Source organism: Bacteroides sp. Phil13 (genome assembly GCF_001940965.1).
GTDB classification, from domain to species: Bacteria; Bacteroidota; Bacteroidia; order Bacteroidales; family Bacteroidaceae; genus Bacteroides; species Bacteroides intestinalis.
Window position 1 is genome coordinate 1 of sequence record NZ_MSHA01000053.1, and the last position, 15,568, is coordinate 15,568.

The following is a 15,568-nucleotide window of genomic DNA, read 5'->3' on the forward strand; positions in this document are numbered from 1 at the left end:
ATTATGTTCATATCCCGTCAAAAATGAATCAAGACACGTTTTTTGTGTATCATTTTCATCTTTTTTCTTTCCTGTCTTGTCACCTTCCCTACCCCCTTCCTGATACCTTCTGAATGGGGTACAATGAGTCAGTGACTGAAAGGCATTCAGTCACTGAGTGAAAGGCATTCAGTCACTGAATGAATCAGGTTCACTCAACGAGTGGGAGGAAGAACTGCGGGAAAGGAAGACATCTACTCGCTTTTTGTAAGTATAATTACTAACCGATGAAATATGCAATGAATTATCATTTACCTCATAACGGGAAAGAACAAAACAATCCCGCCAAATTATTGGATATATGCCAAAAAACTGTTAAATTCGCAAATAGAACTAGTGTACTTCCTTCTTTTGCTTTGTTTATAGCATAGAAAATTGGATTATTAATTTTAAAAAGCAGGATTGATGTTGAAGAGGCTCATCTTCTGTCTGTGGATATTATTACCGTTCTTTTTGTTTGCCCAAAACGAAGAGGCTCATTTCACTGTACACGATAGTCTTACCACCGGAAAGCATCAGGGAACTTTTATTAAAGCAATGAAAAAGTTCCTTAACTTCAATGATTTCGATACAACTTATATAAGCCCTAATCGCTACAACTATGCCTTAATGCTCGACCATTTCACAAATTACGAGTATTACTCCGTAGGTACCGCTGTTCCCGAACCTCAACGACTCCGGTTCACCCCCAACCCTCGCAACAAAATAGGAGCTTACTTCGGTTGGCGCTGGATATTTTTAGGATGGTCTGTCGATACAGATGGACTCCTTGGGAAAAAAAGTGGGAAAAACAGGGGAACAGAATTCGACCTAAGTCTCTACAGTTCGAAATTTGGAGTGGATCTTTTCTATCGGCGTACGGGTAACGATTACAAGATACACCAAGTTATGGGCTTTTCCGACCGCATTCCTTCCAACTATTCAGAAGACTTCAATGGACTGAAAGTAAATATGAAGGGATTCAACTTATATTATATCTTCAACAACCGACACTTCTCATATCCGGCAGCCTTCAGTCAATCTACCAACCAACGACGAAATGCGGGTTCACTGATAGCCGGCCTTTCCGTGTCCACCCACAATCTAAAATTCGATTATACTAAATTACCTGAGCTTATTCAGGAAACAATGAATCCTGGAATGAAAGTCAGGCACATCAAATACACCAATATCAGTATCAACTTTGGATACGCCTACAACTGGGTATTTGCGCGCAACTGCCTGGCTTGCCTGTCGCTCTGCCCGGCAATCGCCTACAAAACGTCACGTATAGAAAAGGATGCGGAAGAAGGTAACGACTGGTACAAGAACTTCAATATTGATTTCATATTGCGGGCAGGTGTGGTATACAATAATAGTAAATACTTTGCAGGTGCTTCTTTCCTAGGCAGGACATACGACTATTATCGGGATAACTTCTCCTTAAACAACGGATTCGGCACGTTGCAAATATATGCCGGCTTCAATTTCTATCTGAAAAAGGAACACCGGAAAAAGAAATAATGGCTATAAATTTACCAGAACTTATTATGCTCGGCACTATATTCAAATCCGGCAGACTGCAATTTTCCTACAATCATCTCCTTATTTACATTCATATCATCGCAAAGTTCATCCAATGAAGAATAACAGTCACGCAATTTCATATTGATGAAGCTGAAAAGCATCATCGGGTCTTTAGGTAATTCCATCTTTCTACTAATACTTATTGATTCCGGCTGCAAAATTACAATTATCCGGCTTATTCTATTCCTCCTCAGCACCTGTTTTTTCTATCTTTAACGCAACCTTCTCTATAATTTTACTGAGTTCTTCTTCCAGTGGAATGATATTGAAATCTTCCCAGAAATGTTCGTCATACCTGAATTCTTCATCTGCAAGTACAGTACGTGTAGGCAGTCTCTCAGCACGAGGAAAGCGGGTCACATTCTCTTTATCCACCAAGCAAGTCACCATTTCAAACCAAGTATGCAAAGTCGGATTACTGAAGAAAACACGTTTTCTCTTCATCTTGAAATATAAGTCACCACGAATGTGATGGATGTAGTAAGTACCATTCCACGGTTTATACGAAATGGTATATACCACCTTTTGTGTAGTCAGGTTCACCTTCTGCGCCTGCCGGACAACAAAAATCCGCGTAGCATCTTTGATGTACTTGGGTTGCATCTCTATGCGAGCCTGTACCAAAGCCCCATTCTCCGAATCAATATACAACGCTCCACAATAGAGAGGCGCCTTGATTTCCCGCTTCTGCTCAAAATAAACCACATTGACGCATCGGTCGTCAATAAATGTAATGTCACCCGAAGTATATACATATGGGGTATCTTCCGCATCCACCGACAGGAAATCCGGCAGATCCTTAATAAAATCCAGTTGCAGGCAAGCTTGTATGCCGGCTCTGATTTTAGCTACCAAGCTATCTGTTCTCTCCCGATTATCAATCCGGCTCATCTTTAATAGTTTTACCTGATCGGATGTATTAATCTCTTGCAGAGGAGATTTATAAACTTTGAATACAGCTTCTGTCAGACTTTGGAATTTGTTCTTCAGCTGGACACCTTCCCGATAGAAGGTAGTCAGATAAACGGGAGCTGACGAATAGTTTTCTTTGCGTCGCTCCACCATTTCCCGCAATAACTTCCTGGGTTCTACCAACCGGATCAGCACTTCTTGTAAAGGAACTATTTTGGGTTCCAGGCTCAGTACATTATCCCGTCCAATCAGCGTGGCTGCTTCAATATTTTGTGCAACATACCCTAAATGGGAAAAAGAAAGATTGCCACTTTTCAGGGAGTCAGGCAGATGTAGCCTGAACTCCCCATTCTTATTTGTAATATTACCTATTGAAGTGCCTTGAAGAATGACCGATGCATTTACAACGGGGTCCCCCGTTTCTTTATCACGCAGAGTTCCGGTTATGGTGAAATAAGCCGGTAGTGGAAGTAGTTCTTCCGAAGCAGTTTTTTTCCCCACAATCCTCTCCATAGGAGGCAGAATTAAGATGTGATGTCCTATCACCTTAAGTTCTAATGACCTATCGCCTATAATTTCATAAATAGCCTGCCGGACCGTGCAGTTTTTCCTTTTTGTCTTTACCTCAATATCATTATTCACTACCTTGCTGTCGTAAACGAAAAGGTAACCGGATTGCTCCGAAACTTTACCTAACAAGGAGTATACGGTTCCTTTCATTCCGGGCAGTCGGATCATACGTTCCAACACATCTCCCCCATCTGCTCTCATACCACAGGTGATGAAGAGTAGCCCTAAAAGGAGAATGAAGAAACGATGAAGTTTCATGATTTATATTATTAAGTTATCATTCGGATAAAATCAGTTTATCACCTTCGCGTGAATATTTCAGACTCAACGCCCAGCAAATGAGTTCTGCCACTGTTTCGGGGGAGTTGTTTTCAAATTCAATAGTCAGCTTCCGTTTATTCAAGACCGACGATGCTACCTGTATCTGCAAAGTAGGAGCTTCAGCATTCACCACCCGCAAAATATCTTCCAGACATTCATCTTTGAAGCGTATATTCTTTGTATACTGTCTGAACTCATCGGAATCTTCTGTTTCACTCAATTGCAATTGTCGAGCCTGTAAGGTTACGGTTTCTCCGGCACTTACCAGCACACTCTGTCCCCCTTGCTTCAACGAGACCTTCACCCTGCCCCGCTGCACGGATAGCCGGAAAAAATCATCCTCATGACTGCGTACATTGAAAGCCGTACCCAGCACCTCTATCCGTACCTTCCCTGTCTCAATCAGAAAGGTTTGTTCGTGATTCTTCGCTACATCAAAGAATGCTTCTCCCTGCAAATTCACTTCCCGCTTATCCGTAGCAAAATGTTCGGGATACTGCAAAGTACTCTCTTGAGCCAGATATACCACAGAGCCATCTTCGAGCGTAGTAACCAACATGGATGCTTCACGGTTTTCCTGCGTCACCAGATTAAGATTTTCCACCTCACCTCCCGGCACGAACCATAAAGCAGATGCCAGATAAACAAAACCGGCAATTACGGCAGCCGCCAGTGTCCCCCATTTCAGAAGTAGTTTGCGACGCACCGCCCGTCCCTGCCCTGCCTCTACGAGCAGGCGGTCTTTATCCAAACGGGCATACAACCGTTCCCATGCCTCATCCGTCTTTGCCCTATTTTTATTCACTTCAGTCATTTCGTAAGAATATAATTATCTATTTCGTTTCGTAAGGTACGGAGCGCTTTCGTCATTTCGGCCTCTACTGTCTTAATGGACAGAGATAATGAAGAAGCAATCTCCGCATATTTCTTTCCTTCCATACGATGCATTTGGAATATCTGCAGCCTGCGTACCGGCAATTTATCAAGAGTATGGCGAATCAATCCCTGCAACTCTTCATATTCCAATAGCCTGTGAGGATCAGAACTCTGTTCCAGGACATTTCCTGCCAATACATACTCGCGATACCGCTCTTTAACTTCCTTGTGCTGGCAATATTGCAGAGCTTCATTGCGAACAGCTGTATACAGATAGCTCTTTACAGACTGGAAAATTTGTAAATGCTCCCGGTCCTTCCAAAACACGTAGAACAGTTCCTCCACTATTTCCTCGGCAGCTTCCATCTCACCCGTAATGCCTGCGGCATACCAGCAAAGAGGGGAATAGTAACGGCGGAAGACCTCCTCGAACGCCTTTATATCGCCCTCTTTTATTTTTGTCAGTATGAAGAGTTCATTCAGCATATCCGGGAATTATTGTTGATCTCCAAATATACGAAAAACTATCTGAAATCTAACGGGATTGTTTTTTCAATTTGCTCACTGCATGTTCCAGAGACTCTGTGGGTTCAATAATATTGTATGCCTTCCAGAAGTCCTCGTTCCAATATACGTCTACCATATCATAGAACACCTGTTTTTCTTTAAAAGCCTTCTTGTATGGAATAGCTGCGAAATCATTCTTTCTATCCGTCACCACCATTTCGGAGAATACTGTATAGCCGGAAGAGAATAAACGCTTTTTCCAGTCGCACTTAAAGCGGATTTCATTCCGTATATAATTCAGATAAGTTTTTCCATTCTGCTCTTTATATGTCACCAGATAGGAGACTTCCTGTGGTCTGAATCGTAACCCAAGGGGTTTCTTATGGAGAATAGCTTCTACCGCCTTCACTCTGTTCTGCATATCCAAAGAGAACTCTGCACGGGTGAATGCCAGCTTCTCAAAATCGATATAGAGCTTCCCATAGAACAAGGCATACATTAAACTGACTCTGGGACGGAAACTAACTACATATTGCATACGGTTATCCAGATTCACAGGTTCCTCAATATGGAAATCATAGTAATTTAGATTCTCCTGACTCAGCAGTGCATCTCCATTCTTCACAACATCCAGATATACGGAGAGAGTAGGTCCGCCCACAACTTTGACAGCCAGCGTATCACTTGTTTTTTGACTTAGCAAACGACGTCCCTTCTGTATCTGTACTTTGTCATTGGAGGGTTCACGGTCACTATATGCTGTTTTAGCAACATCTATCACAGCTTCCGATACACTAATGTAACGGCGTCTTTTCTGCACTGTCTCCCGATAAAATGCGGTCAGTAAACTCTTATCGGGCGAATAGTTCACCGGAATCTTCTTTATGGCTTCTTCCACAAGTGCACGGGCATTATTACCAAAGATTACAATCTCACTCAGCAGATTAGGAGCCGGTAGCATCCAAATGGTAAGCTCAGATATATCTTTGTTATCTTTCAGGGAAACCTGGGAATTCAAGTATCCGATATGTGAAACTTCCAATCCCTGAATAGTCTCCGTATCCTTTATCTTCAAAGAGAACACCCCATCTGCATTCGTAACGGTTCCGATGTTCGTACCGGGAACAGATACATTCACATTTTCCAGTTTTCTCTTATTATCCTTATTTTTCACCACTCCTGTGATAGTGAAATAGCTTTCGGCCTCTTCTTGTGCCCACAAAGGTGAAATACCCAATAGCAAAAATGCCATCAACCACCCAACTGTAATTCCAACTAACTTTTTCATCTTCGTATGATTTTAAAGGTGAACAATTCTTGTTTTCTACTTATAAGATCGTCCAGCAAAGAAAAACCCTACAGATTTGGGAAGAAAAAGTAAGTAAAATATTTCCAGTACAAAATATTTCTGACAGTATCACACGAGTCCGCTTTATTATAAAAGAATACAAAAAGAAGAAATAAGTAATTGCTAATATGAACTTTGATCCTCTACTATTGTTCACATACGATCAATAAGTAAATTATTCACCTTACAAAACATTTAACAGCTATGAGAACAGTTCATCTGATAGTTATTCATTGTTCCGCAACAAAGGAGAATGAAACTTTTACGGAAATGGAGTTAGAGAAATCACATCGGCAACGTGGACTCAATGGTATTGGTTATCATTATTACATCCGAAGGGATGGAAATATTAAAAGCACACGTCCAGTCCGAAAACCCGGTGCTCACGCCCGAGGACACAATCTTGACAGCATTGCTATATGTTACGAAGGTGGACTTAATCAACGTGGAGTCCCTAAAGATACACGTACAGAATGGCAAAAACACTCCATGATCGTTCTGATAAGGGCGCTGCTCACCGACTTTCCCATGTGCCATATTTGTGGGCATCGTGACTTACCTCAGATTCCGGATGATAATTCACTGATAGAACCGGAATCGTGGTTGAGAGAATGTCCCTGTTTTGATGCAGCAAGAGAATATGGTTATTTGAAAAAAGAGGTTGTGTCATATTGACACAACCTCTTTTCTTATAATATATTATTCGTTTATCTACAACTTACTTGACTTCCTCGAATATAATTACATATGAATATCAATAATTTATATAATACTTGGTACAAATATGATTATTTTATATCAAAATGGAGGTTTACAGGGTAGTTATTGCATCCAAAAAATCACGTAAATAAAACTTTAACTTTATTTAAGTACTTTCTTTTGTTTGCAGATGTTTTCATTCTGCTTTGGATATTTGCTCTTGTTTAGCTTTTCTTTTCATAAGCCACTGATTTGCAAAAAGGTATCTATTTTTATTTTTCGTTTTCTATGAAAATGTGTTGTATCTTTGCACACGAAATAAACAACAATAGGTATGAAGCAAAAACAATATATACTTCATTCTTTGGCAATAGAGGTCATTGCGGTGTTGCTGGCTTCGATGATTGCATTTCAAGTATGCAAGATATTTGGCATACGAATGAGTTTACTTCCATTTGTTATGGCTGCCGGGTATGTCATACTAAAACTCATATATCATCTTTGTATTATCGTGGTAAGATATATTATAGAAGTCATCCCTCCATCATTCTTTGTATTAGTCAAGAAAAGAGTCAGTAAAAAGACATTGCCTTTAGCTTATTTTCCTATCTCAAACTGCGAAGAAGTTCAAAAAAAACGAATGGAGTTATTTCACTATGAATACCAGCGTGAACAACAACAGTATCAGCAGCAAAAAGAAAGAGAAGAAGACGAAAAATTAAATGTTATCCTAAAATACACACGAGATACATTCAAACGTTTTGATTTGGACGAAACAGAGATTTACCAAATTTGCGAATCTGTCCGCTATTTTGTGGCTAACCGTCAAGTGCTTTCTGTTACTGAAATTCATATCAAGAAGCGTTCCTCCCTCACACAAATCTCTTTGAAGAACTTTGCTTGGAACATCGCTTTTCAATATAATATAGGTAGAGATATGACTACATCATTTGTGATGGCGACATTTGCCGAATGGTTCGCTAACTCTACATTTGACACTGTTAGAAAAAATCTGCGCACTACTACTGGGCGGCATAAGATTGAAATTGACGAGAAAATCTTATCAAAATACGGTATCTAATCCGTTTTTTTAGCTTCCTCATAATAATTATTATCGGAAGTTACTTATACTATCAGGCAAATTATATAATTTTGCTCTTGGATTAAAACATTTTATCTCATGGCTAATTTGAACAGACTAAAAGTGGTACTTGCAGAACAACAGAAAACAGGGAAATGGCTTGCAGAACAGATTGGGAAATCTAACTGTACTGTAAGTAAATGGTGCAGCAATTCCGTTCAACCAGACCTCAAAACACTCAACGATATAGCCAATGTTCTTAATATTGACGTGAAAGACCTAATTGTCAGCAGTAATCATAACTGATTTATTGTCATGAAAGTAAACAAGAAAGAACTCAAAGAACAAGAGATACGCACTCTGTTCATTACTCCTGCGCTCCAACGAAAAGGTTGGGCTGTAAGTGTAAATATGCGTGAAGAGTACTATTTTACAGATGGTCGAGTACTTGTTATTGGCAATCAACATTCAGTAGCAGAGGGCAAAAAAGCGGATTACCTATTATATCATAAAGGTAAGCCCATTGCTGTAGTTGAAGCCAAAGACAATAAACACGCTATTGGAGGCGGCATCCAACAAGCTATGGATTATGCCCAAATCCTTGACTTGAAATTTGCGTATTCCAGTAATGGCGATGCGTTCTTGGAACATGACTTTATCACGGGGAAAGAAACAGAAATTAAGTTAGAGGACTTTCCGACAGAGGAAGAACTATATAGCCGTTATCTTGCATCCAAAAGCTACACATCGGAGGAGCTCAATATAATAGAAACACCTTTCTACTATGATGCTCATAGCCATGAACCAAGATATTATCAACGTATAGCAGTTGACCGTACAGTAGAAGCTATCGCAAGAGGACAACAACGTGTCCTTGTAGTAATGGCAACTGGTACTGGTAAGACTTTTACTGCATTCCAGATTATCCATAAACTTCATAAAAGTAAAGCAAAGAAAAAGATACTTTATCTTGCAGACCGCAATGTTCTTATAGACCAAACAATGGTTCAGGACTTCAAACCTTTCAAGAAGCAGGGTATAATAACTAAAATAATCTCACCTAAAGAAGGAGAAGCTAAGATTAATTCTGCGTTTGAGGTGTATATGGCTTTATACCACCAATTAGTCGGAAAAGAGGGTAAACCAGATCCATTCTTGGAGGTGCAGTCAAATTTCTTTGATTTAATTATTGTCGATGAGTGTCATAGAGGAAGTGCAAAAGACGATTCCGCATGGCGCAAGGTATTAGAATATTTTAGTGCGGCTACCCAAATTGGTATGACAGCCACACCGAAAGCTGACGAAGGCGCGAACAACTTGGATTATTTCGGTGAACCAGTATATACCTATTCACTTCTTCAAGGCATTCAAGATGGTTTCTTAGCTCCATACAGGGTTACAGCAGACTTTATTAATATTGATTTACAAGGATGGACTCCAGAAGAAGGTGAAATAGATTTATTAGGCAAGGAGATTGAACAGAAACTATATCAAAGACAGAATATAGGTCGTGATCTTGCCATCAAGTTAAGGCGTAAAGTAGTAGCACATAGGATAACCCAAATGTTACATGACATTGGTCGTATGACAAAGACAATCGTATTCTGTTCTGATATTGAGGAAGCTGCCGAAATGCGGACGCTGCTTATCAATATGAATAGCGATTTATGTAAAAAGTCGCCTTACTATGTTACACGTATTGTTGGTGAGGATAAAGAAGGTAAGAAACAACTGGACAATTTCATTAGTGTAGATGAGCCTTATCCTGTAATTGTTACCACATCTGAACTTTTATCTACAGGAGTGGACTGCAAAACTTGTGGTTTAATCGTCATAGACAAAGAAATTGGTTCTATGACTGAATTTAAGCAAATCATTGGACGAGGTACACGACTTAGAAAAGACAAGGGCAAATGGCATTTGGAAATCCTTGATTTCCGCAATGCTACCGCAAAATTCAAAGATCCAGCATTTGATGGCGACCCGGAACCACCAAAAGGAGGAGGGAAAAAGCCCAAACCTTACAAAATCATTGATGCTCCAGAAACTCCAATAGTATCTGAGCCTCGTGAGAAATATCTTATCAGCGGTAAGAATATTCGCATTGCCCATGAAATCGTTTCAGTGTTAGGAGAAGATGGTAAGACGATGAGAACGGAAAGTGTTCAGTCGTTTGCTAAAAAGCAATTATTACGCCATTACCAAACTTTGGATGATTTTATCCAAACGTGGACGGAGGCAGAACGCAAACAGGCCATTATGGATGAATTGAAGGAATATGCTATTCTGATAGATGCTGTACGTGAAGCTAATCCAGCATTGAAGGATGCCGACATCTTTGATGTGATATGCCACGTTGCGTTTGACCAACCGCCATTAACAAGGAAAGAGAGAGCAAACAATGTAAAGAAGCGTAATTACTTCGGGAAGTACGAAGGTAAAGCTCGTGAAGTATTGGAGGCTCTTCTTGACAAATATGCAGAGAATGGTATTCTCGACTTTGAAAAGGCGAACATCTTGGAGATACCGCCATTCAATAGCATAGGAAAACCAACAAAAATCATAAAGTTATTTGGCGGTAAGGTTGCTTTTGAGCAAGCCATCAGAGAACTAGAATATCAAATTTATAAATCAGCTTAAAAATGGCAGTAAACAACATCATAAAGCGAATCCAAAATATAATGCGCCAAGACGCTGGTATCAATGGTGACGCACAGAGAATTGAACAAATGACTTGGATGTTTTTCTTGAAAGTCTATGACACTCAGGAAGAAACTTGGGAATACAAAGATGAAAACTACAAGTCTATCATCCCCGAAGATTTGCGTTGGCGTAAATGGGCAGTAGATGAAAAAGACGGTGAAGCATTAACAGGAGAAGCATTGCTCTCTTTTGTCAATGAAAAACTGTTCCCTACTTTAAAGAATCTTCCGATAGACGCCAATACACCAAGAGCCAAAAGCATTGTTCAAGAAACATTTGCTGACTTAAACCAGTATATGAAGAATGGAACGCTTTTGCGTCAAGTGGTCAACATCGTAAATGAAATCGAATTTGACGATGCTGATGACCGCCACACATTTGGAGATATTTATGAGGGAATCTTGAAAGACTTGCAATCAGCAGGCAATGCAGGTGAGTTCTATACTCCACGTGCTTTGACAGACTTTATCGTGATGATGCTTGACCCGAAATTGGGCGAGACCTTTGGTGACTTCACCAGTGGTACAGGCGGCTTCCTTACCTCTGCTCTCAATTATATGAGTAAGAGCGTCAGTTCTGCCGAAGATGGAGAAAAACTGCAAAATGCAGTCGTGGGACAAGAATGGAAACCGCTACCTTATCTTTTGAGTATAACAAATCTGTTACTCCATGATATTGAAGCTCCCAATATAGCTAACTGTGATTCGCTTGGAACAAATATCACTGATTTCAAGGAAAGCGATAAAGTGGATGTTATCGGTATGAATCCTCCGTATGGTGGTAGCACAGAAGATAGTGTAAAAAGCAATTTCCCGGTGCAGTACCGTTCAAGTGAAACAGCGGATTTGTTCATAGCCCTTATCATGTACCGCCTCAAAGTTGGTGGTAGATGCGGTGTGATTATCCCAGATGGTTTCTTGTTTGGTACGGATGGAGCAAAACTTGCACTTAAAGAAAATTTACTCCGCAAGTTCAATCTGCATACCATCATCCGTTTACCGGGCTCGATATTCTCCCCATATACCTCTATTGCAACCAACATTCTTTTCTTTAATAATGAAGAAGCAGAGGGCTGCGAAGAAGGATTCAAGACCAAAGAGACATGGTTCTATCGCTTGGATATGCCGGAAGACTACAAGCACTTCTCAAAGACCAAACCAATGAAGGTGGAGCATACCCTACCTATTCAGGAATGGTGGAAAGACAGGAAAGAAATTATCAGTGATGAAGTGGGAGAAAAGAGCCGTGTGTTCACTGCCCAACAGTTGATTGATTTGGATTGCAACTTCGACCAGTGCAAGTTCCCGAAAGAGGAAGAAGAAATACTCCCTCCGGCAGAACTGCTCAAACAGTATTTTGAGAAACGTGCTGCACTCGACCATGAAATAGACAAAACCCTTTCTGAGATTCAAAAAATTCTCGGCATAGACATAAAATCGTGTAACTGATAATAGTGAAGTGATATGAAAGATTTGACCATCTCAAACATAGAACGGCAGAATGTACTTAACAATCGTTTTGCGGTCAGTAAAGTACAAGAGCATCTTGATATAGAAGGAATGCTCTTTGAGGGAGAATACCGCTTTACAAAAAAAATGGTTGCCGACTTTTATCAAGTTGACACATCTACAATAGATCGTTACCTGCAATCAAATTCTGATGAATTGAAGCATAACGGATATATTTTATGTAAGGGTAAACAGTTGAAAGAGTTTAAGTTAGAATTTGCTCACCTTATTAATGAGGCGAGCAAAACAACACAACTTGGGCTGTTTAATTTCCGCTCTTTCTTGAATATGGGTATGCTACTTACAGAGAGTGAAAAAGCCAAGAAAGTCCGTAGCCTTATCTTGGATTTTGTGATTACTACCATCAATGAAAAGACAGGTGGAGGAACAAAATATATCAACCGCAGGGATGTGCATTACCTTCCTGCCGCAATAACAGAGGAAAACTATCGTAAAAATCTCACTTCTGCCATCAATCAATATGTGGACGGACATCCCACATACAAATATTCTCAAATTACAGATTTCATATACAAGGCTGTATTCAAGGAGAATGCTAAGGAATACCGGGAAGTGTTGAAGTTGGATTCCAAAGACAATGTTCGACACACGCTGTATTCAGAGGTTTTATTGGTTATTTCTTCTTTTGAAAACGGTGTGGGTGCAGCTATCAATGAACGATTCAAGGAAAACGGTGGCAGAAAACTTACCATTGACGAAGTGGAGCGTATTGTAAACGAACTTGCCGAACATCCCATGCAGAAACCTTATCTGAATGATGCCAGAACAAAAATGGCTTCAAGGGATTTCAGTTTCCGGGATGCGTATCATGGCAACATTGCAGACTATCTGCAAGCTGTTACTCCTGAAGAGTTTGAACGATTCATCGGTGACCAGTCTATTGATTTTGACCGTATCTTAGCGGACAATAAAGATGTACTGAAACGCTTAAAACAGGCAGAGGATGAGTAAGGAAATTATTTACATAGATTACGATGAATCCCTAAACATCTATGGCAAAATGATTGATGCCAGTGATGGTGGCTTTGAAGGAGTGCGTGATGAAGGCGGTATTCGTGCTACATTGGATTTTGTGCAAAACGATTTATACTATCCTACCTTTGCCAACAAACTGACCTATTTGATGTATAGATTTTGTTCCGGGCACTTCTTCAATGATGGGAACAAGCGTATTGCACTGACTTTGGGTGCATACTTCTTACACAAAAATAATTACTATTGGCACGCTTGTATCTGTATGCGTACATTGGAATCTATCATTTATCACGTGGCAGCATCGAACATCGACCAAGATTTGCTGCTACGCATCGTCAATAGCTTTTTGACCAGTAAAGATTATGACGAAGAACTGAAAATAGATATTGCCAATGCCATGAGCAAAGGTGAGTTAGGAATACAAGGCGAAGATTACGAATAAATGAATATAATTATGGCGAATGTACTTGAAATCATAAAAAATGAAATTACGCAAGATTATTATAAAAATAATTTTCCAAATGATGGTCAACGTTTCGTTGCGTGGTATATGCGGAATATACATCTTCTGGATCAAAGACAAGCTAAAGATGCCATCACAGACGGAGCCAATGATAAACAAATTGATGCCGTATATATTGATGAAGACGAGCAAAAAATATATATTGTACAAGGGAAATACTACCTTGGTGAATCTGTTGATGCAACTCCTGTGAGAGAAGTTATATCTGCTTGGAGCCAATTTAGTAACTTAGCTCAATTACAGGAAAATGCTAATTCTAAATTAAAGACTAAAATATCAGAAATAGCAACAGCATTAGAAGATGACTCTTACTGCGTATGTTTTGAATTAATAACAACATCTATCTTTACGGATGCGGCTATGGATGATATACATTCATTCCAAACCAAATTATCAGAGGAAGATGATGCTGAATTGAATTATAGTACACAATTCTCCGTAGTTGATAAACAAGGTTTGGAAGATGCTTATAGTTGTGTTATTGAACAAACGAATCCAACTTTAAACCATACTATCAAGCTTGAAGCTGGTAAATATATGACGACAGAATTAGGGGCGACAAGCGTAATAGTTGCAGCCATGCCTCTGAAAGAATGTATAAAACTCCCTGGCATTAAAGATGGGTCTTTGTTCCAGAAAAATGTACGACAGAGTTTAGGCATTAACAATACCGTAAATAAAAAGATCAAGAAAACCATAAACGATCCGAATAAATGTGGTGACTTCTTCTTTTTTCATAATGGAATCACTGCCATTTGTAATAAAATTGAAGAATGTGGCAATGGTGAGTTTAAACTTTATGGATTGAATGTTGTAAATGGATGTCAATCATTGAATACTATTTTAAGTTGTAGTGAGAATGTACGAAAGCGTGATGATGCTTATGTTCTATTCAGATTTTATGAAATTCCACAAAGAGACAGGGCTGATTCTATTAGCATTAACACAAATACGCAAAGTGCTGTAAAGGCAAGAGATTTACGCAGTAACAGTAAGCAGATATTAAAACTCAAAAAGGCATACGAAGCAAAATATTCTAATGGATTCTTTGCAACCAAAAGAGGTGAAATTATTCCAGCCGACAAGGACAAACAGTACTGCATAGAGTTATCATATTTAGGAAAGAATCTTACAGCTTGGTACATGCAAAGACCTAATTTATCTTATGGTGAAACTAAGATTTTTGACAAGTATTTCAATACATTGTTCAAGAACGACTATTTGCCTGAAGATGCTTATGCTCTATCGTTTTGGATGAGAAAAATAATGGATGCATGGACTCAGGAAAACCCATTAGGACTGGAAGAGGAACTACTAACAATGAAGGCTTATGCTCCATACCATCTTCTTTTTGCCATATCAATGGTTTTTGCTAAATGTAACAATCAAACAAATGTACCATCACCGAGTGAGTGCTTAAAAGTGGCTTCTGAAAACAATCTTGTTGACAGCATAATTAATATTGCGGCAAACTGTTTAAACAGTGCTATTTCGGCAGAAAAAAACAATTGCGAGCAGAATAATAAAAGTTTCATTCCTCAAAATTGGGTAAAAAACAAGAGTTGCAATGCAGGTATTATGTCTGCTATTCAGAATTATTTTTCTTTCCTCCCAACAATGAATAAGGAGATGGATTCCAAACTTAAAAATGGAGTAAAAATAGACTCAAAGTATTTCTCATATAGAGTACAAGCAGAGGATTAAAAAATGAACGGAAAGCAATTAAAAAACAGCATACTTCAGTGGGCGATACAGGGGAAACTTGTACCGCAAGATCCTAATGACGAACCGGCATCTGTACTTCTTGAACGTATCAGAGCCGAAAAAGCTAGACTGGTCAAGGAAAAGAAAATCAAGAAAGATAAAAACGAATCTATCATTTACCGTGGTGATGATAATTCCTATTATGAGAAGTTTCT

The 15,568-nt window shown here is 39.4% G+C and carries 14 protein-coding genes and 1 pseudogene; 10 read left to right on the top strand and 5 right to left on the bottom strand.

Going from position 1 to position 15,568, the window contains the following annotated elements; all coding sequences use genetic code 11:
- Window positions 1–444: 444 nt before the first annotated feature.
- Complete coding sequence (locus tag BWI44_RS10285; protein WP_115502937.1) at window positions 445–1,542, top strand: DUF4421 domain-containing protein; 1,098 nt, start codon at window positions 445–447, stop codon at window positions 1,540–1,542.
- A gap of 11 nt (window positions 1,543–1,553) precedes the next feature.
- On the opposite strand, the gene BWI44_RS10290 is transcribed toward BWI44_RS10285, so the two are convergent.
- From BWI44_RS10290 to BWI44_RS10310, 5 genes are read right to left on the bottom strand one after another with little or no spacing between them, the layout of a single operon-like run.
- Window positions 1,554–1,730, bottom strand: coding sequence for a DUF4250 domain-containing protein (locus BWI44_RS10290; RefSeq protein ID WP_044534617.1), 177 nt, complete (start codon window positions 1,728–1,730; stop codon window positions 1,554–1,556).
- Between the two features lie 55 nt (window positions 1,731–1,785).
- A complete protein-coding gene (locus tag BWI44_RS10295; protein WP_195209762.1) occupies window positions 1,786–3,345 on the bottom strand; it encodes a carboxypeptidase-like regulatory domain-containing protein in 1,560 nt (519 codons plus the stop codon).
- A 19-nt stretch (window positions 3,346–3,364) separates the two neighbouring features.
- Window positions 3,365–4,222: a FecR family protein gene (locus tag BWI44_RS10300; RefSeq protein ID WP_117693491.1), complete on the bottom strand. Its 858-nt coding sequence runs from the start codon at window positions 4,220–4,222 to the stop codon at window positions 3,365–3,367.
- Complete coding sequence (locus tag BWI44_RS10305) at window positions 4,219–4,770, bottom strand: RNA polymerase sigma-70 factor (RefSeq protein WP_195209763.1); 552 nt, start codon at window positions 4,768–4,770, stop codon at window positions 4,219–4,221. The genes BWI44_RS10300 and BWI44_RS10305 overlap by 4 nt, the downstream gene beginning before the upstream one ends.
- A 49-nt stretch (window positions 4,771–4,819) precedes the next feature.
- Complete coding sequence (locus BWI44_RS10310) at window positions 4,820–6,079, bottom strand: carboxypeptidase-like regulatory domain-containing protein (protein ID WP_138293328.1); 1,260 nt, start codon at window positions 6,077–6,079, stop codon at window positions 4,820–4,822.
- A gap of 264 nt (window positions 6,080–6,343) precedes the next feature.
- Between BWI44_RS10310 and BWI44_RS10315 the strand changes: the two genes are divergently transcribed.
- The 9 genes and pseudogenes from BWI44_RS10315 to BWI44_RS10355 form a co-directional block, all read left to right on the top strand.
- The gene (locus tag BWI44_RS10315) at window positions 6,344–6,814 is read left to right on the top strand and encodes an N-acetylmuramoyl-L-alanine amidase (RefSeq protein WP_195209764.1); all 471 of its coding nucleotides are present in this window, start codon (window positions 6,344–6,346) and stop codon (window positions 6,812–6,814) included.
- Between the two features lie 358 nt (window positions 6,815–7,172).
- Window positions 7,173–7,919, top strand: a complete 747-nt coding sequence (locus tag BWI44_RS10320; protein WP_117693486.1) for a hypothetical protein — start codon at window positions 7,173–7,175, stop codon at window positions 7,917–7,919.
- A 99-nt stretch (window positions 7,920–8,018) separates the two neighbouring features.
- Entirely contained in the window at window positions 8,019–8,225 is a 207-nt protein-coding gene (locus tag BWI44_RS10325; RefSeq protein WP_016272796.1) for a helix-turn-helix domain-containing protein, read from the top strand.
- A 9-nt stretch (window positions 8,226–8,234) separates the two neighbouring features.
- On the top strand, window positions 8,235–10,559 hold the full coding sequence (gene hsdR, locus BWI44_RS10330; protein WP_286813222.1) for an EcoAI/FtnUII family type I restriction enzme subunit R: 2,325 nt from the start codon (window positions 8,235–8,237) through the stop codon (window positions 10,557–10,559).
- Window positions 10,560–10,561: 2 nt separating this feature from the next.
- Complete coding sequence (locus BWI44_RS10335; RefSeq protein WP_117693483.1) at window positions 10,562–12,070, top strand: class I SAM-dependent DNA methyltransferase; 1,509 nt, start codon at window positions 10,562–10,564, stop codon at window positions 12,068–12,070.
- A gap of 15 nt (window positions 12,071–12,085) precedes the next feature.
- Complete coding sequence (locus BWI44_RS10340; RefSeq protein ID WP_016272799.1) at window positions 12,086–13,102, top strand: hypothetical protein; 1,017 nt, start codon at window positions 12,086–12,088, stop codon at window positions 13,100–13,102.
- The gene (locus BWI44_RS10345) at window positions 13,095–13,568 is read left to right on the top strand and encodes a Fic family protein (protein WP_117693481.1); all 474 of its coding nucleotides are present in this window, start codon (window positions 13,095–13,097) and stop codon (window positions 13,566–13,568) included. Before BWI44_RS10340 ends, BWI44_RS10345 begins: the two co-directional genes overlap by 8 nt.
- Window positions 13,569–13,580: 12 nt before the next feature.
- Window positions 13,581–15,353: an AIPR family protein gene (locus BWI44_RS10350; protein WP_117693513.1), complete on the top strand. Its 1,773-nt coding sequence runs from the start codon at window positions 13,581–13,583 to the stop codon at window positions 15,351–15,353.
- A gap of 3 nt (window positions 15,354–15,356) precedes the next feature.
- Window positions 15,357–15,568: pseudogene (locus BWI44_RS10355) on the top strand (restriction endonuclease subunit S); the annotation flags it as partial.

What these genes read in the sequence shown, in the direction of transcription:
- hsdR (WP_286813222.1), top strand. Translation starts at nt 8,235, where the DNA reads ATGAAAGTAAACAAGAAAGAACTCAAAGAACAAGAGATACGCACTCTG.
- BWI44_RS10315 (WP_195209764.1), top strand. Translation starts at nt 6,344, where the DNA reads ATGAGAACAGTTCATCTGATAGTTATTCATTGTTCCGCAACAAAGGAG.
- BWI44_RS10340 (WP_016272799.1), top strand. Translation starts at nt 12,086, where the DNA reads ATGAAAGATTTGACCATCTCAAACATAGAACGGCAGAATGTACTTAAC.
- BWI44_RS10295 (WP_195209762.1), bottom strand. Translation starts at nt 3,345, where the DNA reads ATGAAACTTCATCGTTTCTTCATTCTCCTTTTAGGGCTACTCTTCATC.
- BWI44_RS10325 (WP_016272796.1), top strand. Translation starts at nt 8,019, where the DNA reads ATGGCTAATTTGAACAGACTAAAAGTGGTACTTGCAGAACAACAGAAA.
- BWI44_RS10310 (WP_138293328.1), bottom strand. Translation starts at nt 6,079, where the DNA reads ATGAAAAAGTTAGTTGGAATTACAGTTGGGTGGTTGATGGCATTTTTG.
- BWI44_RS10345 (WP_117693481.1), top strand. Translation starts at nt 13,095, where the DNA reads ATGAGTAAGGAAATTATTTACATAGATTACGATGAATCCCTAAACATC.
- BWI44_RS10335 (WP_117693483.1), top strand. Translation starts at nt 10,562, where the DNA reads ATGGCAGTAAACAACATCATAAAGCGAATCCAAAATATAATGCGCCAA.
- BWI44_RS10300 (WP_117693491.1), bottom strand. Translation starts at nt 4,222, where the DNA reads ATGACTGAAGTGAATAAAAATAGGGCAAAGACGGATGAGGCATGGGAA.
- BWI44_RS10285 (WP_115502937.1), top strand. Translation starts at nt 445, where the DNA reads ATGTTGAAGAGGCTCATCTTCTGTCTGTGGATATTATTACCGTTCTTT.
- BWI44_RS10290 (WP_044534617.1), bottom strand. Translation starts at nt 1,730, where the DNA reads ATGGAATTACCTAAAGACCCGATGATGCTTTTCAGCTTCATCAATATG.
- BWI44_RS10320 (WP_117693486.1), top strand. Translation starts at nt 7,173, where the DNA reads ATGAAGCAAAAACAATATATACTTCATTCTTTGGCAATAGAGGTCATT.
- BWI44_RS10350 (WP_117693513.1), top strand. Translation starts at nt 13,581, where the DNA reads ATGGCGAATGTACTTGAAATCATAAAAAATGAAATTACGCAAGATTAT.
- BWI44_RS10305 (WP_195209763.1), bottom strand. Translation starts at nt 4,770, where the DNA reads ATGCTGAATGAACTCTTCATACTGACAAAAATAAAAGAGGGCGATATA.